The organism is Alcaligenes sp. YSL9, assembly GCF_030515105.1.
In the GTDB taxonomy this organism is placed as follows: Bacteria; Pseudomonadota; Gammaproteobacteria; order Burkholderiales; family Burkholderiaceae_B; genus Alcaligenes; species Alcaligenes phenolicus.
Map to the genome: position 1 here is coordinate 1 of NZ_JALXJU010000005.1, position 19,072 is coordinate 19,072.

17 protein-coding genes are annotated in these 19,072 nt (G+C 58.2%); 3 read left to right on the top strand and 14 right to left on the bottom strand.

Annotated elements, in window-relative coordinates; translation table 11 throughout:
* Positions 1-3,512: ESPR-type extended signal peptide-containing protein (locus tag M2Q46_RS18395; RefSeq protein WP_302357853.1), on the bottom strand; the 3,512-nt coding region annotated here is incomplete at its 3' end.
* Positions 3,509-4,711, bottom strand: a complete 1,203-nt coding sequence (locus M2Q46_RS18400; protein WP_266109077.1) for an EAL domain-containing protein — start codon at positions 4,709-4,711, stop codon at positions 3,509-3,511. The genes M2Q46_RS18395 and M2Q46_RS18400, both read right to left, overlap by 4 nt.
* Positions 4,712-5,369: 658 nt before the next feature.
* Between M2Q46_RS18400 and M2Q46_RS18405 the strand changes: the two genes are divergently transcribed.
* Positions 5,370-5,933, top strand: a complete 564-nt coding sequence (locus tag M2Q46_RS18405; RefSeq protein WP_035271953.1) for a recombinase family protein — start codon at positions 5,370-5,372, stop codon at positions 5,931-5,933.
* 99 nt (positions 5,934-6,032) lie between these two features.
* Here M2Q46_RS18405 and gspF read toward each other — a convergent pair whose 3' ends face one another.
* The 11 genes from gspF to gspG are packed head-to-tail and all read right to left on the bottom strand — an operon-like array spanning position 6,033 to position 16,004.
* Complete coding sequence (gene gspF, locus M2Q46_RS18410; protein WP_060186972.1) at positions 6,033-7,235, bottom strand: type II secretion system inner membrane protein GspF; 1,203 nt, start codon at positions 7,233-7,235, stop codon at positions 6,033-6,035.
* A gap of 15 nt (positions 7,236-7,250) precedes the next feature.
* A complete protein-coding gene (gene gspE / locus M2Q46_RS18415; protein ID WP_042487051.1) occupies positions 7,251-8,669 on the bottom strand; it encodes a type II secretion system ATPase GspE in 1,419 nt (472 codons plus the stop codon).
* Positions 8,666-10,978: a type II secretion system secretin GspD gene (gspD, locus tag M2Q46_RS18420; protein ID WP_115634008.1), complete on the bottom strand. Its 2,313-nt coding sequence runs from the start codon at positions 10,976-10,978 to the stop codon at positions 8,666-8,668. Before gspD ends, gspE begins: the two co-directional genes overlap by 4 nt.
* A 13-nt stretch (positions 10,979-10,991) precedes the next feature.
* Complete coding sequence (gene gspN, locus M2Q46_RS18425) at positions 10,992-11,738, bottom strand: type II secretion system protein N (RefSeq protein WP_115634009.1); 747 nt, start codon at positions 11,736-11,738, stop codon at positions 10,992-10,994.
* On the bottom strand, positions 11,735-12,286 hold the full coding sequence (gene gspM / locus M2Q46_RS18430; RefSeq protein WP_181900175.1) for a type II secretion system protein GspM: 552 nt from the start codon (positions 12,284-12,286) through the stop codon (positions 11,735-11,737). The genes gspN and gspM overlap by 4 nt, the downstream gene beginning before the upstream one ends.
* Complete coding sequence (locus M2Q46_RS18435; protein ID WP_115634011.1) at positions 12,283-13,248, bottom strand: GspL/Epsl periplasmic domain-containing protein; 966 nt, start codon at positions 13,246-13,248, stop codon at positions 12,283-12,285. The genes gspM and M2Q46_RS18435 overlap by 4 nt, the downstream gene beginning before the upstream one ends.
* Positions 13,249-13,252: 4 nt before the next feature.
* Positions 13,253-14,113: a type II secretion system minor pseudopilin GspK gene (gspK, locus tag M2Q46_RS18440; protein WP_035271940.1), complete on the bottom strand. Its 861-nt coding sequence runs from the start codon at positions 14,111-14,113 to the stop codon at positions 13,253-13,255.
* Positions 14,110-14,709: a type II secretion system protein J gene (locus M2Q46_RS18445; RefSeq protein WP_115634012.1), complete on the bottom strand. Its 600-nt coding sequence runs from the start codon at positions 14,707-14,709 to the stop codon at positions 14,110-14,112. Before M2Q46_RS18445 ends, gspK begins: the two co-directional genes overlap by 4 nt.
* Positions 14,706-15,065 carry a type II secretion system minor pseudopilin GspI gene (gene gspI, locus M2Q46_RS18450; RefSeq protein WP_009460075.1) on the bottom strand — a complete coding sequence of 120 codons (360 nt, stop codon included), beginning with the start codon at positions 15,063-15,065 and terminating at the stop codon, positions 14,706-14,708. The genes M2Q46_RS18445 and gspI overlap by 4 nt, the downstream gene beginning before the upstream one ends.
* Complete coding sequence (locus M2Q46_RS18455) at positions 15,062-15,532, bottom strand: prepilin-type N-terminal cleavage/methylation domain-containing protein (protein WP_026484756.1); 471 nt, start codon at positions 15,530-15,532, stop codon at positions 15,062-15,064. Before M2Q46_RS18455 ends, gspI begins: the two co-directional genes overlap by 4 nt.
* Position 15,533: 1 nt before the next feature.
* Positions 15,534-16,004, bottom strand: a complete 471-nt coding sequence (gspG, locus tag M2Q46_RS18460; protein WP_203145521.1) for a type II secretion system major pseudopilin GspG — start codon at positions 16,002-16,004, stop codon at positions 15,534-15,536.
* 127 nt (positions 16,005-16,131) lie between these two features.
* On the opposite strand from gspG, the gene M2Q46_RS18465 reads away from it, so the two are divergent.
* Positions 16,132-16,572 (top strand): hypothetical protein, encoded by a 441-nt coding sequence (locus tag M2Q46_RS18465; RefSeq protein WP_009460079.1) that lies wholly within the window; start codon positions 16,132-16,134, stop codon positions 16,570-16,572.
* A 55-nt stretch (positions 16,573-16,627) separates the two neighbouring features.
* On the top strand, positions 16,628-17,761 hold the full coding sequence (locus M2Q46_RS18470; RefSeq protein WP_009460080.1) for an HPP family protein: 1,134 nt from the start codon (positions 16,628-16,630) through the stop codon (positions 17,759-17,761).
* A gap of 98 nt (positions 17,762-17,859) precedes the next feature.
* On the opposite strand, the gene hppD is transcribed toward M2Q46_RS18470, so the two are convergent.
* Complete coding sequence (gene hppD, locus M2Q46_RS18475) at positions 17,860-18,936, bottom strand: 4-hydroxyphenylpyruvate dioxygenase (RefSeq protein ID WP_026484753.1); 1,077 nt, start codon at positions 18,934-18,936, stop codon at positions 17,860-17,862.
* Positions 18,937-19,072 lie beyond the last annotated feature (136 nt).

Consider the following 19,072-nt stretch of genomic DNA (forward strand, 5'->3'; position numbering starts at 1 on the left):
ATGGTGATGCTGTTGATGTCTGTCAGGTTTTGAGCCATCACCAGGTTCAACTTGTTGCCGTCACTATCGACACGCAAGTTCGCACCCGTGGACTCTGCGCCTTCGGCCAGTTCACCCGAAATGGTCAGCGGTGTGTCATCGCCCAGCGCCTTGGCAATGGTGCCGCCGGTGTTACCCGCAAAACTCAAGCCATCGGTCTGGGTCGCTACTTCGCTACCCTTGTAGATAACATCGCCCGCGTTATTGACCTCGAAGTTGTCGCCCAAGCGGGTGGCACCCTCAACAGTCAGGTTCGTGGTCGTGACACTATCGCCATTGACGATGGTGTCGCCCACCGTAATGCTGTTGCCGATGGTCAGATCATCGGCCAGATTGAAGGCCAGATCGGTGCCGGTGCGCGTGACGGTGATGTTGCCATCGTCATTGCTAAAGTCTACCGAGCCACCGGGTTTGACGTTCTCCGTGGCGGCGCCATTGGCGCTCACATGCCAGCCCTGAGCAGCGTATTTGATCGCATCGTGCACCGTGTTTTCACCGGTATCACCGATATTGCTCATGCTCAGCGTGCCGTTGGGGGCCAGTGTGGCATTGCCACCCAGGATTTTTTTCGTGGTGTTGGCTACATTGCCCAGCACCGAATTCGTGGCATACAACTGGCTGCCATTGATCGCATCCGTGCTGCTCGCGCTGATCCGGCCTGCGGCCACATTCGTCACTGTACGTTTTTCCTCGTCCGTACCCACGCTGACGGTAGCAACAGGACGATCCCCGGCAAAGCTACCGTAGTTCAGCCCGTTCAAAGAGGCATTCAAGGTGCCAACCGCGCCTGCTGTCTCTGCACCATCGCCCAGCGCTACCGAACGCGCATTGCCTGCACGTGCGCCCTGACCAATAGCGACGGCACGGTCGGCCGTGCTGCGGGAACCGTCACCCAGCGCGATCGCCTGCCGCTCAAGAGCCCAAGCGTCACGGCCTTGTGCAATCGATGCCTCGCCAAAGGCATGAGCGCCCTTGCCCTGTGCCAGTGAATAATCAGCGGTGGCCTGAGCTTCACGACCTACCGCGATGCTGCTATTGAACTGGGCAATGGAGTCCGTTCCCAGCGCAATCGAATCGCGGTTCTTGTCCTGATTTTCGACATCAGGATTAGATTGGCCGGAGCGAGCGTTAGTACCCATTGCAATACCGCGCGCCGCAAAGGCTTTGGCATCCGTACCGCTGGCTTGGGAGTTACCGGCTGTTGCCTGTGACCGAGTACCAAACGCCATGGCGTCATTAGCCGTTGCCGTCGCGTTGCTACCCTGAGCGATACCGCGAGCCGCATTCACCACCGAATTTTTACCGATCACAATCCCTTCCACGGCTGTGGAACTGGATTCTGTACCGATCACAATCGAGTTCTCGACCGAGGGACCGTTTGCCTGACGATCTGTGTAAGAATCCCGGCCAATGACAATGGAGTTCTTGTCACGGCTGACAACGTGCGTACCAATTGCCACGCCGCTCTCGTCCCGCGCTTCAGATTGGGAGTTACCGATAGTCGTGGAATTCAGCCCCAAGCCCTTGATGTTGTGTCCCAGCACAACAGATGACGCTCCCTCTGCCCCTGCCATATGTCCAATAGCAACCGAGTCCTTTTCCTTGGCAGTCGCATCAGGGCCGATGGCAATCGAATCAATAGCAGTAGCAGCAGCGCCATTATTATTCTTGTTACCCTTGTCCACACCACCATCATTGACACTGAAGTAACGAGGCTTGCTGTCGGCAATCTGCTGCCCCCAGTCCTCACCGACCTTCTCGGCCAGCTTTTCATAGTCGACTGTCGCGCCCAGCGTCACCTGATCTACTGCCGATTGCAGCTGGCGCACGTTCACTGCATCCGTATCATTGGCACCGTCTTCCACGTTCACAATACGACGTGTGAACTCGCTGCCCGACTGGCTGCTACCAACGGAAACGGCACTGCCATTGAAGCCTCTATTGGTGAACTTGCTCAAGCCAGACACATCGTTTTGCGCGGCATGAGAGTTCAACCCCAGGGCTACAAAATTGCTGTCTGCATGTGCATTAGGACCAATGGCTGTACCCGTTCCCAATGCCGTTGTCTGACGGCCCACCGCAACCCCGGTATTACCGGCAATCGCCTTGTACCCAATCGCCACGCCTTCTGTTTCAGCGCCGGAGTCCTCACCAATACCGATCGCACGGTTTGATGACAGCCCCCGATTCGCATTCTTGCCCAGGCTGACATTGCTATCGCCAATGATATTCTGGCCAGCATCTCGGCCAAGTGCCACGTTCTCGTTGCCATCCACGCCATTGCCGGTGCCATCACCTAGCGCCACATTGAACTGACCTTTGACGTTCTGACCACTGGCCTGACCGATGGCTATATTGTGCGAACGATCACCCGGCAGATGATTGCCAGTCGCCCGGCCAGCACCATTACCGATAGAGATATTGTTTTCTGCATCAGCCTGAGCATCCAGACCCAAGGCGATCCCGTTAGCCCCGCTGGCCTGTGCCTGCATACCCAAGGCAAGCGCATTATTTCCACTCGCCGCTGCTTCGCGGCCTACCGCAACGCTGGCCAGACCGCTGCTCTGACTATCCTTGCCAATCGCAATGGCCGCCTCCGGTTTGGGTCGACTGTCTGCGCTGGCGACACTGGCACCGTCACCCAATGCAATCGCGCTCTGGGCATCGGCCAAAGCGCCCTGCCCTGCAGCGATACTGCGATCACCCTCTGCCTTGGACTCAGGGCCAATTGCAATGGATTCTTCGCCGTTCGCCTCTGCATCAGGCTGCTCTGAATTGGCACGGAAATACTTCACACCAGGATTGGTATCATCCACACCCAAGGCGGTCAGACGATCGTTGATCGTCACCAACCCTGCTTCAGCCGTTCCAATGCGGCTGCCATGATCAGCAATAACCGTTTCATTGTCCGAGATTCGGGTGTCATGGGCCGTAATGGCCGTTTCATTATCCGTAATCCGGGTGTCATGACCCGTAATGGCCGTTTCATTGTCCGTAATGCGAGTCCCATGATCCGTCAGAGTGGACTCATTGCTCGTGACCCGCCCTTCCAGCCCATCAATCTTGCCGGTATTGGTCTGCACCTCAGCGGACGTAGCATTGAGCTGCGCCTGGGTCGCCACAGACTCACCACCCACCGTAATCTGATCGGCACTCAAGGCGCCGGAGATCGTCAGGCTACTCAACCCCACGATGCTGCCACCACCCGTAAACCGGATGGTGCCGCCTGGGCTGGTGAAGTCAATGAGGTTGTTCTGACCATCGCCAGGAATCTCGACCGCGGCCCAGGCATTGCTCATCGCCAATGCGCTTGCTGTCAACAAGGCGCCCCATCCCATGCGTGCGGAAAAAGACGCACGCTTTCCTCCTTTTACGCACGAGGAACTGCGCTTGCCTTTCGCTTTTTTATGCTCAGAAACGGCAACAAATGTTCCCGTTTGCTCATTCCAGATGGTTTTGTAGACGTGATTCATCTCTGTTCCTGATCCTTTAAGGAATACGTGTTGAGTGCTACGTGTGTGTGAGTAGGGTTGAAACTGTCTCGAACGCACAAAGGCTCCGCCCCCTCCCAGGGGGGCAGTAGGCAGGGAGGTTCTATGAAGTAGCCTTGGAGGGCGTGCACGCCGGCATCGACGCTCAACTGGAAATCCAGGGCAGTCTCAATTCCTTCGGCGATGACGTATTGGCTGATGCCACGCGAGGCATGAACCCAAGAATGAAGGGCAGCAATGCCGTCCCTGTCCCGTGCCTGATGCACCAGGGACTTATCAATTTTTATGACCTGGGGACGGATCTGCCGAGCCAGATCCAAGGTATTGAATCCCGTCCCAATATCATCAATGGCAACTTTGCAGCCCAGGCCGCGCAAGGTGCGCAGCAGGCTAATGGCGGCTTTCTCATCAAAGACAGAAGCCGTTTCGGTAATTTCCAGGGTCAACCGACTGGCCAACTGTGGCGCATCGCGCAGCACCGCAATCAGCAAGCGCCACCACGGCGCCTGCTGCAAAGACAAGGGGGAAATATTGCAGGCAAGGTGAACGTCCGGATAACGCTCCAGCACCTGTACCACCGACCACAGAACGCTGGCATCCAGGCGTTCGGTCACATGCAAGCGCTCTATGGCCTGAACAACCTGCGCACAAGAAACGGGCTCAGTACTGTTCTGCGCATCATCCCAGCGCAACAGCACTTCGTAGTACAGAACCTGCTCGCGATCCTGCACAAAGACCACAGGCTGAAATGACAGGGCAACCTTCTCGTCCCGCATATCTGCAAAGAAACGAGTCGCCAGAGCCATGTCGCGCCGAGTCTGCTCGCAAACAGGAGGCTCAAGCTCGGAGAAGGCAATAGTGCTGGCCAGAGACTGCAAATGAGACAGGCAAACCGGACGGTCGCCCGATGCTTCAACCCAGGCCGGAACAACATTGACCAGGATACGGTCCGAGCCGCAGCGAACGGGCTCGTAGCACAGCGCCGCTTTGACTCGTTCCAGAAACAAGTCCTTGTCAAACTGGGTGGGCAGACGACAATTCGTCAAGCCAATCAACACCACTTGATCAAGCACCAGGATGTCGCTGCGTGCTATGCCGTAGGGACGCAGGCGCGCCGAAATGGCGGACAAAAAGGCTTGCTGGAACAGGCGCGCATCATAGGCCTGGGCAAGCGTTGCCAATCTTCGCAAGCCTAAAAGCAAATAGCTGCTTGAAGGAGTAACTTGCTGCAACCAGCAGGACAATGACTCTAGCGACTGGACGCCCATTACGCGCCCCGCATTGTCAGTTGGCACTGTGGACGCTGAGCGTGAATCAGCGTCTGGCTTTCAACCTGGCAGCGGTCAAAAAGCCTCCTTTATGTCAACATCCATTCCATAACAAATAGACACGTTTGTACGTGAAAATTACGCTGAAAAGGATCATTTCGATGCGCTATTCGGTTGGGACTAAAAGGAGGCTTCTTGTCAAAATCGCAAGCCTATTTACGCCTTTTCTTAACCATTGTTGACGCTTGCCTATGGCTGGCTGCAACGTTCTTCAGAAAGTGCATCGGCCAGACCTGCTTCGTGTTGACACACATGTGGCCGCCGCTAACACTTAATCAGTATCTGCATCTGAAACACAGCGTTAATAAAAAATTACGTAATAGTTTTTATTGCAGTACGAGCTACCTCAATCGCCGTTTACGTGGCAGCAGGTTTGCATGCGGTTAGTAAAACTTGACATCGCGTGGCCAACATTCCACTGGACCATCTTGGGTTTACTAACATCGATTGCACTGAGATGTAGTCGAGTGGGAGGGGGGAGGCTGCGCTTTGCGCTAGGAAGATGGGTACTATGAGTAAGAAATATGGATATGCACGCGTTTCAACACAGGATCAAAACCTGGACCTACAGATCGCGGCTTTAAAAAAGGTGAATTGTGATCATATCTATACGGATAGAGGGATATCCGGGGCTAAAGCAACACGTCCAGGATTGAATCATCTGCAGCGAAAACTGAAATCGGGTGACACGCTTATTGTCTGGCGTCTGGATAGGCTGGGCCGATCACTACGCTATTTGGTCGACACGATCGATCGTTTAGGCAAAGAGAATATCCATTTCATTTCCTTGACGGAAAATATAGACACGACAACATCGGGTGGTAGATTGCTGTTTCATATGATGGCCGCCCTGGCTGAGTTTGAACGCTCGCTGATTAGCGAACGCACTCGCGCAGGAATGGCAGCAGCGCGTGCCAATGGCAGACCTCTAGGCAGACGTCCAGCCTTATCACCCGCCCAACATAAAGAAGCCCTTATTGCGTTGACCAATCAAGTTCCGCTGGACATCGTTGCCAAAAAATATGACGTGCATCCCAGGACGATACGCCGCATCAAGGCCATGGCCTCGACATAGCGGGCTCAACGCAAGTGACTTTATTAGTCAGCATTGCCGCCAGACAACTAGGTGGCGGCAATGATCTGTAGGGGAACAGGGCAAGCACCCTACCGCCTTTTACTGCACCAGCTGATTCATCTCGATAATTGGCAGCATCACGGCCAGAACAATCAACAGCACCAAACCACCCATCAGCAAAATCATCAAAGGTTCCAGCAAGGCGGTCATGGTCAGGGCTTTGCGCTCCAGCTCGGTTGATAAGGTCGTCGCGGCCCGATCCAGCATGGGTGCCAGTTCGCCGGTTTTTTCACCGCTGGCAATCAGTTGGACTAATAGCGGCGGGAACAAGGCACTGCGCTGCAAAGCGGTCGCCAAAGGCAGACCCTCGCGCACATGAATAGCGGCCTGATTCACGGCATCGCGCAAGGCCAGATTGGACACAGTACGCCCGGCCGCTTCCAATGCCGTTAGCAAGGCCACATTGCTGCCAGCCAGAATGGCCAGCGTGGCGGCGAAGCGAGCGGTATCCACACCCAGCAAGTAGCCCCCCAGAACGGGTACGCTTAACAGACGCCGATGAAAGGCCAGCTTCAAGGTCGGCTGTCGCAGCAAAAAAGCCACCAGGCCAGCCGCCAGTAAGAACACAACAAATAACACCAGGCCCCATTCACGCAGCAGATCACTGGCGCTGATCATGACCCGAGTCAGCATGGGCAATTGCTGTTTGGCTTGGGTGAAGGCCCCTACCACTTGCGGGACGACGTAGCTCAGCAAAAACACCACCATCGCCACCGAAATCAGACTGACAATGGCAGGGTAAATAAAGGCCGTCAGCACCTTGCCACGAAGGGCGCCGCTATCCTCGATAAAGCTGGCCAAACGATCCAGCACTTGCTCCAGCTCGCCCGACTGCTCCCCTGCTCGTACCAATGCCCGATAGATTTCCGGGAAGTCACGCGGGTGATTGGCCAAGGCATCACTCAAGCTTTGCCCTGCCCGAATATCCGCACGCAGGGCTGCCAGCAGTTGCACCAGAGGCCGACGCGTCGCCTGCTCAATCACCACGCCCAGGCTGGCCTCCAGAGACAAACCCGCCGCCACCAGACTGGCTAACTGACGAGTCAGCCAGGATAACTCGGTACGACGCAGACCCGCACTGCGAGCACGGGCAGCGGCTCGGCTACGGCCAGCCTTCAAGGAAACCGTCAGCAGACCTCGGGACAGTAATTGCTGACGCGCCAGCCGTTCACTCTCGGCCTCCAGCACACCCCGCTCGCTGCGTCCGGCCTGGTCCACCGCCTCATAGTGATAAGTACCCATACTCTTTCGCCCCCCTTATAGCTCGCGCGTGACGCGCAATACTTCTTCAGGGGTACTGATGCCCTGCTCTACCCAACGCTGGGCGTCCTCGCGCAAACTGCGCATGCCCGATTCACGCGCGGCCTGACGCAAGGCAGGTTCGGCTCCGGCAGCATTCAACAAGTGCTGGGCACGTTCATCGATGCGATACAGCTCGTGAATCCCGGTACGGCCTTGATAACCCGTGTGAGCGCAATGCTCGCAACCATCAGGACTAGCCCGATACTGCCCGTGCTCGGCAGGCTGACGACAATGTCGGCATAGCTTGCGTATCAGCCGCTGGGCCAGCACACCACGCAAGGTAGACGCCAGCAAGAAAGGTTCCACACCCATATCGACCAAGCGAGTCGCGGCGGACACGGCATCGTTGGTGTGCAAGGTGGCCAGAACCAGGTGGCCTGTCAGAGAAGCCTGCACCGCAATCTGTGCGGTTTCCAGGTCCCGAATTTCACCGATCATGATGATGTCCGGGTCCTGTCGCAATATGGCACGCAAGGCACGTGCAAAGCTCAACTCAATACGGGGATTGACCTGCGTCTGGCCTACGCCGGGCAAGTCATATTCAATCGGATCTTCCACCGTCAGCACATTGCTGCGGGCTGTATCGACGCGGCCCAGAGCGGCATACAAGGTGGTGGTTTTACCGCTGCCGGTAGGCCCGGTAACCAGCACAATGCCGTGTGGTTGATGAATCAGCTCATCGAGCTGAGCCAGGATGTCCGGGGCCATGCCCAGACGCTCCAGCTCCAGTTGCCCGGCGGACTTGTCCAGCAAACGCATCACGGCGCGTTCGCCATGTCCGGTAGGCAGAATCGAGACACGCAGGTCCAAGGCCCTGCCCCCCACTTTCAGGGCAATACGACCATCCTGGGGCAGGCGTTTTTCGGCAATATCCAGGCTGGCCATAATCTTGATACGGGACACTAAAGCACCATGCAAGGCTCGACGCGGGCTGACGATATCGCGCAAACGGCCATCCACCCGGTAACGCACGACCGAATGGGTTTCATAAGGCTCCAGGTGTATATCACTGGCACCGTCCCGCACCGCCTGGGTGAACAAGGCGTTGATCATGCGGATGACCGGCGCATCGTCCTGGTTTTCCAGCAAGTCGGTGACAGCAGGCAGTTCCTGCATCAGACGATCCAGGTCTACCTCGTTGGCGGCCGCATCCACCACGCTGGCGGCATCGTCGCCCTGTGCGTAACTGGCATCAATCAAGGTATCCAGTTCCGCATCAGGCACTTGGCGCTCGTCCAGCTCGGGGTAGCGTCGCCGCAATTCCACCAAGGCCCAATCCGGTGTGCGTTCGCTAATGACCAGCGTACCCACACCTTGCTGCTGCGTCAGCACCGCACGGTGCTGACGTGCCCAGGAGTACGGCAGGCGGGTCATAAGGTCTCTCGCAAGTCCACAGTTCCGGACGAGCCTGCGGCCTGCGGCAAGACCATGTGTCCCGCATCCGGGTGGAACCAGGTGGAGCGATCCGGCAAGCCTGTCTGCACGGCACGCATATAGTTGTAGCGGTCCAAAGACAGGCTTTGGCTATCTTGGGCATTACGCACAATATGAGGGCGCAGGAACACCATCAAATTGGTTTTGGAGCGCTTGCGTTTCTCGTATTTGAAGAGGTTGCCCACCAACGGAATATCGCCCAGCAAGGGAACCGATTGCTGACCATCCTCAATCGAGTCTTCCAATAAGCCGCCCAGCACAATAATCTGCCCATCATCGACCAGGACATTGGTACTAAGGGCACGTTTACGCGTGACAGGCGCGCTGGGCGATACCGACATAGTAGGATCCAGGCTGCTGACCTCCTGGTACAGAGCCATCTTGACGGTCCCACCTTCGGAAATCTGCGGACGCACTTTCAGGGTCAGGCCCACATCCTCGCGCTGAATGGTCTGAAAGGGATTACTGGCCCCATCACCCGTGGTCGTGTACTGCCCCGTCACAAAGGGCACGGTACGGCCCACCATGATGCTGGCTTCTTCGTTATCGAGCGTCATCAGGTTGGGCGTGGACAGAATATTGATGCCGCCCTGGCGCTCCATCGCCCGGGCCAGGACGCCCAGATTGACAATCTGCTGGCCCAGCACGTTCACCGTGCCTTTGACCACGCCCAGACTTAAACCCGCCGCCAAAGAATCCAGCGTGGTCACCCCGGCCTTGTTAATCCCGCTGCCGCCCAGATTGGCGCCCCCGACAAAACCTGAACCTCCATCGGCAATATTGCCACCGCCTGTCATCCACTGGATGCCAAACTCGGCCGCATTCTCCGCATTCACCTCCACAATCAGGCTCTCGACCAGCACTTGAGCGCGACGTTGATCCAGTTGATCGATCACTTCACGCAAGCTGCGGTAAACCGGATCAGGGGCCGAAATGATCAGCGTATTCGTGGATGGATCAGCCTGCACAGTGGCACCGCCAGCGTTAAAGGCCACGGTGCCGCTGGCATTGTTTGCGGCGCTCAAACCCATCTCGGCCTGAGGCTGCTGCTTGGCGGTGGCCGACGTGTCCATGGCTTTGGCACCGCCGGTGGTGCTGGCGTTGGCGGCGGGTGCCAGGCTATTGCTGTTCGCCTGTTGATTCCCGGTACTCGCGTTCCCCGAAGGCGCTTGCCCAGTCAAGGCCCCCCGCAGCACTTCAGCCAGCTGCACCGCCTGGGCATTACGCAAATAGACCACATGCAAATTGCCCTTATTGCTTTCCGGGCTGTCGATACGGCGTATCAGATCGCGCGCCAGATCCAGACGGGCCGGACTGCCTGCCCGCACCAGCACGGAATTACTGCGCGGATCAGCCACCACGGTAATGCGCTGCGCCACATCGTTGCCGGGCGTGTCCAACATTTGCGAAGCCAGTGCCGCCACGTCCAGAGCTACTCCGTAATCAATCGGGATGATGTCGGTATTCAAGCCTGCGGGGGTATCAATCCCGGCAATCACCTGGGCAATACGGTCCAGATTGTCGCCATAGTCCGTCACGACCAGAGTGTTATTGGACGGGTAGGCGTTGATAGGATTGTTGGGCGAAATCATGGGCCGCAACACAGGCACCAGAGCGGTAGCGTTTTCATAACGCAGGGTGAACACACGGGTTTCCAGCTCGCCGCTACCGCTGGCCCCGGCACCGGCGGCACGCACCGCGCCACCTTGTTGACGCGCTTCGGCTTCGGGCACCACGCGGCTGACCTTGCCATTACGCAACACGGCAAACCCTTGCATGCGCAGGGCAGACAACAGCATCTCGTAGGCGGTACGGGCATCGACCGGTACTTCGGACACCAAAGTCAGTTGTCCTTTTACGCGAGGGTCCACGATGAAGTTCTGGCCGGTAAAACGGGCCAAGGCAGCCACAACCCCATCCAGCTCGGCATCCACAAAATTCAGCGTGATGTCGTTGCCTTGCGGGAACTCGGCCGGGTCGGGCAAGTCGATCGGGGCGGCACTGCCCCCGACACGTTGTGGAACCCGACGTGTCACGGCCGGAGGCGAGGTATTGCTATTGGCAAAGCGCGGGTCAGCCTGAGTGCTACGAACAGGCGTCTTGCCTACCGAGGCAAAAAACGAAGAAGGATCGGGGCCGGGTTCAGGTTTCTGACCATTGCTCGCACAGGCGCTCAACAGCACGGCTGCACCCAGGCTTAAAAGGAAGCGAGGCCGCAGCCCAGGAAGTCGTTTAGTCAAGGTACTCATAGTCAAAATATCGTTATTCCTGCTTGCTAGTCGTTGTGGCTATTCGCCATTGGGTCACACCCTGACGCTGAGGCCCCAAGGCCTCCAGTAACTCTTTGAATCGTTGATCGTCGGCTTGTCTGGCTTGGGCGCGTCCTTCAAACAGCCCGCCATCCGGCCCCCACTGACCTTGACCTGCCAAGGTCAAATCCCCCGCCAAGGTACGCAGGCTTAACTGCACGCCCTGACCCTTGCGGCTGACTGCCAATTGGTAATCACCCAACTCGGCCTGGGCCGCCAGCGCGGAGCGTGCATTACGCCAATCCAGTTCCAGCAACGGCCCGTTTTCAGCGGCCAGAGCCTGACTGGGCCAGCGCAGCTGCAATTGCCCTTGCGGTTGCACGGTCTGCAACAACGGATGCAAACGTCCTAACAGCGCGGCGGGAGCGGTCAGGCTTTGGCCCGAAATACGCCAACCTTGCAGGCTGGCTTGCAGGCGCACAGGCTGATCCAGCCAGCCATGGCTCAACTCCATTTGCGGCCAGGGTGCCAAACGCCAACGCCAGCTGACAGGACCGGGAACAGTGCGGGCCAACAGACCCGAACCCACTACCAGCAAGCCTTGACCGGATGCCAGGCTGCCATGGGCGGTTTCCAGCCGTAGCGGCAACTGCTCGGGCTGCCAGGCCAGCATCATGCGGGCAGGCAGAAAGGGCACGGCGGCCAGCAGCAGACACAGCGCCAGCAAAACCCACCCCATGATCTTGGCCAGCTTTTTCATGAAGGCTCTCCTGCACGCAGCACAATGCGGCCATCCAGCAGACCGGCGCGTTCACGGCTATCGACCACAGAGCGACTCATGCTGACTTCCTGCACGGCAAAGCCCAGCAAGCGGGGGGCGTGCATCAGCCAATCCATCAAGGCGGGAGCGGCCACAGCCTGGCAGACCAGAACACGTTGCTCGGCCTGTGACTGCTCTGTCTGACACTGGGTACCCAAGGTCTGCAAGCTGCGCTGCAAGGCCTTGTCTTGTCCTTGCGCGTCCACAGGCGCTACCAGCTCTTTATCCAGCACCTGAATCTGCGCCAGCACGGTTTGCAGTTGCGCCATCTCGTACTGCAGACGAGGCAGCTCCTGTTTTGCCAGAGCCAGATCACGAACGGCGGGACGTAGCAGCAGCAACCACAGCAACATCAACACCAGCAAAGCACCCAGGACCGACAAGGCCAATTGATCCCGACGGCCCAAGGCTTGCCAGTACTGTCTTGCCAGGGCGAGCTTGCTTTGTACGGTCAGCCATACAGGCTGGAGTGCGGTGAATTTGCTCATTGCGGCGCCCCCTGCTGGCTGGCTGCTTGCGCTGCTTTGCTGAAACCAATTTCCCATTGGCGGGCAGACTCGCCCTGCTTCCACTCCAGATCCGATTCAGCCGGCAAAGGCTGCGCGGCCAGTTCGCTGGCCAGCGTCAAATGCAATTGCTGATCTTTGAAATTCAATGCCCGCACCTGTCCTTGCAAAGCAGGCCACTGCACGGCGCTGGCCATCAATAAACGATCAAAGGGAGCCGAGGCCGGGCTTTTCTCGGTCAGCAAACCATCACGATGCTGTCTGGCCTGCGTCAAGGGTGCAACGATAACGGGCAGGTGTGGCAAGGCTTGCCGAACCGCCTGCTCCATCTGAGTCTGTACCTGTTTCATCTGGGATCGCAACGATTGCGCCTGCTGCTGCAAGACCAGGGTCCAGCTCAACACAGCGGCCAAAGTCCACCACAGGCTTTGTCGTAGCACGCTGCTACCACCATTCGACGCCATCTCTGGCATCAGCAAGGAGCAGGCCGGCACCGTCAAGTTTTGGCCCTGGCCCTGCCTGTCTTGTTCATGGCCATCGGACCAGGCGTAAACCCCGCTCAAAGGCAGTCCCAACTGACGCGCCTGCTCCCCCAAAGCCAGCAAAGGCTGGCGCTCCGTCCAGGCCAATTGACTCATCCCGGACGGCCCCGGTGCCGAACAGGCCACCCACACCTGTTCGATAGGACTCAAGCACATAGGCTCGACCGCACTACACGCCACAGCCTGCCGCCGCGAGGCGCTGACCGAGGGAATACGCGCTTCCGTCACCGTCGCCATCCCTGCAGGCAGGACCAGCTCCAAAGAGCGGGCCAGGCCCTTGAACTCCTGCACCTCTCCCCGCCCACGGCGCAATACCCTGGCGCGCTTGTCCCGCAGCACAAAGTCCACCGGCTGATCCAGCCTTGGCGGAGAGTCCAAATAAATACGCAGCACTTTGCTCATCACTTCAACGAATCCAGACAATCCGGCTGCGGTCCGCAGCCCTGTTGATCAGGGCCTGGGTTGCCACCCGGCTATGGTCAAGTCGTAACTCGCCACTTAATAAAAACCATTCACTGCGCACGCTCAGCGTTTGCCCCTCCAGCGCCTCCTGACGTTGGAGGCGGGCCTGCACATCGGCCTGATCCCGAAACCACTGGCCCCGGTCGCGCTGCTCCAAGAGGCCACGCCATTCCACCAGGCTGACGGAAGGCTGCACGGCCGCCAGCACCTGGGCACTGGCGGTATTCACGTTCACGGATTTGGCTTGCGGCAAATAGCTCAGATATGGCTCCAGCTGCTTGGCCTGTTGCTCTGCATTGGGAAAGAAATCCTGCAAATGAGAGGGCCAAGGCGCTTGCCCGGCCTGTGCCCGCTCCAATCGCTGGGCCAGCTCCAAAGCCAAAGAGGGTTCCTGCTGCACACTGCCCAGCAATTGCTCCAATGCCTGCACATAGCGGGCCTGAATGCGGCCATCGCGCAGCAATAAAGCCAGATTGAATTTGCCCTGCTCATCCTGGATATAGCCGGAGAAGTAAGCCGCACGGGTCTTGTCCGGAGTCTCTATCTTCAGCTCGCTCAGGGCCTGCGCCCACAGTCCACCTTTGTGCGTCACAGCGGAGCGCTGCGAGTCCAGACGCAAGACCAGCACAGCCCAATCCAGCGCGCCGCGCAGCAACCAGTTGGCCTGCATGTAATCGCGCTCGCTGGCCAACTGGGTTGCCAGCCCACTTTGACGCTGGACGATGCCCATGGTGGCAATGGACACTGCCATCACGACCACCAGCGCATTGATCACCGCCATGCCTTGTTGAGATGCCCGTTTCATAGCAGCATCACCACTTTGCGATACGGTTGCTCCTGCCCTTCCAACTGCACTGTCAGTTCTATGCCTGTAGCGGCTGCCCCGGCTTGATCGGGCCACGGCCAGCTTTGCCAGCCACGCGCCGGAATCCAGATACGCAAGTTCCAGGCGGTGACCTGCTCCAGCACATCTTGCAAGGGGCCCAACTCGGGCAAGGGGTAAACCGTTCCTGCCTGGGCAATAGCCCGTTGCAACACGCCTTGCTGCAAACGCCATTGAATCTGCTGGGTTCCCGCTCCGGCTTCGGCGCGACGTTCAATCATCAGAATGGCCGGGCCTTCACCCTTGGCTTGCCAGCGAATACTGGCGGGCAACACCGCCATCGCCCCCGTCGGGTCCGCAGGACCTGGCGCGGTGGGCAGATGCAACTCCAGATCCCGGCCCATTTGGGACAAGACATTGAACAAGGCCTGGGTCTGGCGCGCCTGTCGGCCAAGCTGCTCATCCGCGTGCAAGACCGCATCCAGGCCACGCCAGGACATCAGGCTGATCAAGGCCATGATGGTCAGGGCCACCAACATTTCCACCAAAGTGAAGCCTTCCTGGCTCGCGTCTGTCATGGCAAGGACGCCAAGGTCGCGTGCAACTCGGCCAGCACGGGGCCTTTGGGCATGGAAGCCTGGACCGTTACCTGACGAAAGAAACGATTGGCCGTGGCTTGCACGGTTTGCTTGCACTGCAAATTAAGAGGCCCCTGGCGACACGGCACCACGGTTTCACCCGGTTCGGGAAACAGGCGGCGCAAGCGCATCTCGGCCACCACGCCATCAACGGCCAGCAAGGCCAGGCTGCGCTCATGCATGGCCTGGCTACCAGAGGCGCTAAGGCCCAGTGCGCGCAATCCGGCGGTCAAGGCCACCGAGACGATCGCCAGCGCAATCAATACTTCAATCAAACTCATGCCACGCTCTGTCATGACTGCACATCAAAACGGCCCGTCGGATCGCTGCGTAAATGCAGGACTTCGTGACCATCATCCAGCTCCAGCTGACGCGGCGCGGACAACCATTCATTCACAAAAACCCACGGTCCCGCCGGCTCCAGGCGCACACGCACTGATTCCAAAGTCCAGGATCGTTGAGGAAACAACTGGGCAAAGCGGGCCTGATCGCGCAGCCAGCCCGGTGTGGGGCTGGCACCATCCGTAGCGTCCGGGATCAAGCTGAAGCGATAGCCCTGCTGATCCGCACTCCAGGCGACGCTACGCCCGCTTTCACGCACGTAGCTTTGCAGTTCGGCCAGACGCAGAGCCAGTTGACGGGCTTCTCGCTGTATCCCCTGATCCCGGTCCAGCACCAGCACGCTTAAACCGGCGCTGCTGACAATGCCCACGATCAGCAAGACCACCAAGGTCTCGATCAAGGAAAAGCCCCGCTGAGCCACATCAGTCCCAATTGCCTATGTCGGCATCACTGCCCGACCCACCGGCCTGCCCATCCGCCCCCAGCGAGAACACATCAATCTCGCCATGAACGCCGGGTTGCAGATACTGGTACGGATTGCCCCAAGGGTCGTTGGGCAGGCGGTCCATATAAGGACGCCAGTTGCGTGGCTCGGGAGGCTGGGTGGGACGCTGATGCAGTGCCGCCAAACCTTGAGCGGTACTGGGGTAACGGCCGTTATCCAGACGGTACAGCTTCAGGGCCTGTGTCAGGGCAGCAATATCCTGACGAGCGGCGACGGCACGTGCCTGATCGGGACGGTCCATCAGACTGGGGACAACCAGGGCCGCCATAATGCCCATGATGACCACCACCACCATGACCTCAATCAGAGAAAAACCTTGTTGAGCGCGGGACTGAACAGAGCCGGCCAAACGGCGTGCCGGACAGCGAGATAAAGTAGATCGAGACATGAAGGAAATAAGCTACCCAAAAAAACCCAAGCTCTTGTCATACGGGCTTCATGCAGCACACGCACACTAAGAGCCCTTAAGACAGCCATCTCGGCCGTCTGCCAAAGCACTATGCGATGCAGTCTAAATGGGTATTATTTCCGCCATATTTCCGTCACATCTTTGGTTGCGTCTGTGTCAGGCCGGTATCGCTCTGGCCCTGATCAATTTGCTGATCAACCTGTTCCTGCCCTCGGATGGGACCATTGCGCCAGTACTGGAAGAAGACCACCGCGAACAGATCAGCACGCAGCAAATTGCGCAGTGGTTTGGAGGCAGCACCGCGCTGCCCGAGTTGCGTTTGCATGGCATGATCGTAAGCGGCCAGTCGGGGGCAGCCCTGCTCAGCATCAATCAACAGCCGGTACGTGCGTATCGCCCTGGCCAGGAGCTGGCACCGGGTGTGCTGCTGGATTCGCTGCAACGCGAACACATTGTGATTACGGTAGATGCCGTGCCTCAACAAATCGCCACCGAGCGCAAAGGCCCCGCCATCATTCCCGGTATCCAGCAAGGGGCTAAGCCCTGAATTGAAGAGTTAGCAGTATGATTTAAAGCTGTCTTTCTTCTTCACCCTGGTGGGTATGCCTGCTTTACTTCGTCACTGGTTTGACAGCCTGCGCCCCAAGTCGCTGGCCATTGCACGCCCTGAAATGCTGCGTGCCACGCTAGGCGCCACGCTTAGCGTGTTGTTGGTTTCCTCTCTTAGCCTGTACCTGTCGGATTTTGCACATACGCATCATTGGTTGGTGGCGTCCCTGGCTGCCAGCGCCTTGCTGATTTTTCTGGTGCCAAGCAGCCCGTTGGCACAGCCCTGGAACATATTGCTGGGCAATCTGGTGGGCGCACTCACAGGCATTACCTGCGCGGTGCTGCTCCCTCATCCGATTGCTGCCATTACGATGGCCGTCTGCGTTGCCATGCCCATCATGCTGGCCCTGCGCTGCGTGCATCCGCCCAGTCTGGCAATGGCGGTCTTTCCCGCTCTGAATGGTATTCAGAACTACGACTTCGTCCTGTTTCCGGTGCTGTTTGACTCCTGCGTGCTGATCCTTCTGGGCATGCTGTACAACCGCCTGACCGGCGTGGCTTATCCGCCGGTACATAAACCCGCAACACGCCCAGCCGCCACGCCAGCCCGCTTTACGGACCAGGATTACGATGCGGCTTTAAGCCACTACAACCAGACGCTGAACATCAGCCACGATGATCTGGAAAAGCTGGTCAGCTATGTGCACCAGTCTGCCTTCCGACGCAATCTGGGCACACGCCGCTGCTCCACCCTGATGAATGATGCGCCTCTGTCCTGCCTGGTCAGTACGCCCTTGCAGCAAGCCTGGGACATGATGCGCGAGCGCAAGATCAAGGCCTTGCCCGTGCTGGATCAGAACAAGCACGTGATTGGCATCCTGGCCCTGTCGGACTTCTTGCAACGCGCCGGACTGGATCAGCCGGATAATCTGCGCCAGCGACTCAAGCGCTTCTTGAGTCCCCGACAGCGTGCAGCCCCCACAGTGGCCGAGATCATGACTGCGCCTGCCGTCACCGCCAACGCAAACTGGTCGGTGGCAGAGCTGATTCCCTTGTTCAGCCAGGGCCGCCACCGTCACATGCCTGTGGTCAATGATCATAAAGAGTTGGTAGGCATGATTACCCAATCTGATCTGATGCTGGAGCTGTTCAGAATCCTGCAGCCCCCACGCGGCAAGCAGGACTGAATATAAAGATTCAGCCCAAAAAAATCCCCACTGCTTGCCATCGCCAAACAGTGGGGACAGATCAGCACCCGTGCGTCTAGCACAGGCGCAGAACCTTGTTACTCGGCCTGCAAGACCCCCCGGCGCAACTGATCGCGCTCGATGGATTCAAACAAGGCCTTGAAGTTGCCTTCACCAAAACCATCATCGCCCTTGCGCTGAATGAACTCGAAAAACACGGGGCCCATCAAGGTTTCAGAGAAAATCTGCAGCAAGAGACGGCGGTGGCCACCTTCCGATGTTCCGTCCAGCAAAATGCCACGGCTTTGCAGTTCTGCGGTGGGTTCACCGTGTGCAGGCAGGCGGCCTTCCAGCATCTCGTAATAGGTTTGTGGCGGTGCGGTCATAAAGCGCATGCCCATGGCCTTGAGCTTGTCCCAGGAGGCGATCAGATCGTCGGTCAGGAAAGCCACGTGCTGAATGCCTTCACCATTGAACTGCATCAGGAATTCTTCGATCTGGCCCGAGCCCTTGGCAGATTCCTCGTTCAGGGGAATGCGGATTTTGCCATCGGGGGCGGTCATGGCCTTGGACGTCAGGCCGGTATATTCGCCCTTGATGTCGAAATAGCGAATCTCGCGGAAGTTGAACAGGTGCTCATAGAACTGGGCCCAGTAAGCCATGCGGCCGCGATACACGTTATGGGTCAGGTGATCGATCTCTTTCAGGCCCGCGCCCACGGGATGACGATCCACGCCGTCCAGGTAAACGAAGTCAATGTCGTAGATGGAGTTGCCTTCACCAAAGCGGTCGATCAGGTACAGAGGGGCACCACCAATACCCTTGATGGCAGGCAGACGCAGTTCCATCGGTCCGGTAGGAATATCGACAGGCTGGGCACCCAGTTCCAGCGCGCGCTCGTAGGCCTTTTGCGCATCGCGCACCCGGAACGCCATGCCGCAGGCCGAAGGGCCATGCTCGGCGGCGAAGTAAGCCGCGTGGCTCTTGGGCTCTTCATTCAGGATCAGGTTGATCTCGCCCTGGCGATACAGGGACACTTTCTTGGAGCGGTGTACCGCCACTTTGGTGAACCCCATCATCTCGAAGACAGGTTCCATCACGCCAGGCTGGGGAGCGGCAAATTCGATGAACTCAAAGCCCATCAGGCCCATTGGATTTTCAAACAAGTCAGTCATAGCAGACTCCAGTTGCAATCAGGTAATCAAAGATGGCGTAAAAACGCCTTGAAACTTGGGCTCAAGCCTTGCAGGGGGGCGCGCAGGATACCCCACGCACACTGCGTGCCAAGTGATCACCAAACAACAATTGAAA

Excerpts from the sequence above, each read along its gene's own strand:
- gspE (WP_042487051.1), bottom strand. The coding sequence starts at position 8,669 with ATGACCCGCCTGCCGTACTCCTGGGCACGTCAGCACCGTGCGGTGCTG.
- gspI (WP_009460075.1), bottom strand. The coding sequence starts at position 15,065 with ATGACAGAGCGTGGCATGAGTTTGATTGAAGTATTGATTGCGCTGGCG.
- gspD (WP_115634008.1), bottom strand. The coding sequence starts at position 10,978 with ATGAGTACCTTGACTAAACGACTTCCTGGGCTGCGGCCTCGCTTCCTT.
- M2Q46_RS18470 (WP_009460080.1), top strand. The coding sequence starts at position 16,628 with ATGCCTGCTTTACTTCGTCACTGGTTTGACAGCCTGCGCCCCAAGTCG.
- M2Q46_RS18435 (WP_115634011.1), bottom strand. The coding sequence starts at position 13,248 with ATGAGCAAAGTGCTGCGTATTTATTTGGACTCTCCGCCAAGGCTGGAT.
- M2Q46_RS18405 (WP_035271953.1), top strand. The coding sequence starts at position 5,370 with ATGAGTAAGAAATATGGATATGCACGCGTTTCAACACAGGATCAAAAC.
- gspG (WP_203145521.1), bottom strand. The coding sequence starts at position 16,004 with ATGTCTCGATCTACTTTATCTCGCTGTCCGGCACGCCGTTTGGCCGGC.
- gspM (WP_181900175.1), bottom strand. The coding sequence starts at position 12,286 with ATGAGCAAATTCACCGCACTCCAGCCTGTATGGCTGACCGTACAAAGC.
- M2Q46_RS18445 (WP_115634012.1), bottom strand. The coding sequence starts at position 14,709 with ATGACAGACGCGAGCCAGGAAGGCTTCACTTTGGTGGAAATGTTGGTG.
- M2Q46_RS18465 (WP_009460079.1), top strand. The coding sequence starts at position 16,132 with ATGGGTATTATTTCCGCCATATTTCCGTCACATCTTTGGTTGCGTCTG.
- gspN (WP_115634009.1), bottom strand. The coding sequence starts at position 11,738 with ATGAAAAAGCTGGCCAAGATCATGGGGTGGGTTTTGCTGGCGCTGTGT.
- gspK (WP_035271940.1), bottom strand. The coding sequence starts at position 14,113 with ATGAAACGGGCATCTCAACAAGGCATGGCGGTGATCAATGCGCTGGTG.
- hppD (WP_026484753.1), bottom strand. The coding sequence starts at position 18,936 with ATGACTGACTTGTTTGAAAATCCAATGGGCCTGATGGGCTTTGAGTTC.
- gspF (WP_060186972.1), bottom strand. The coding sequence starts at position 7,235 with ATGGGTACTTATCACTATGAGGCGGTGGACCAGGCCGGACGCAGCGAG.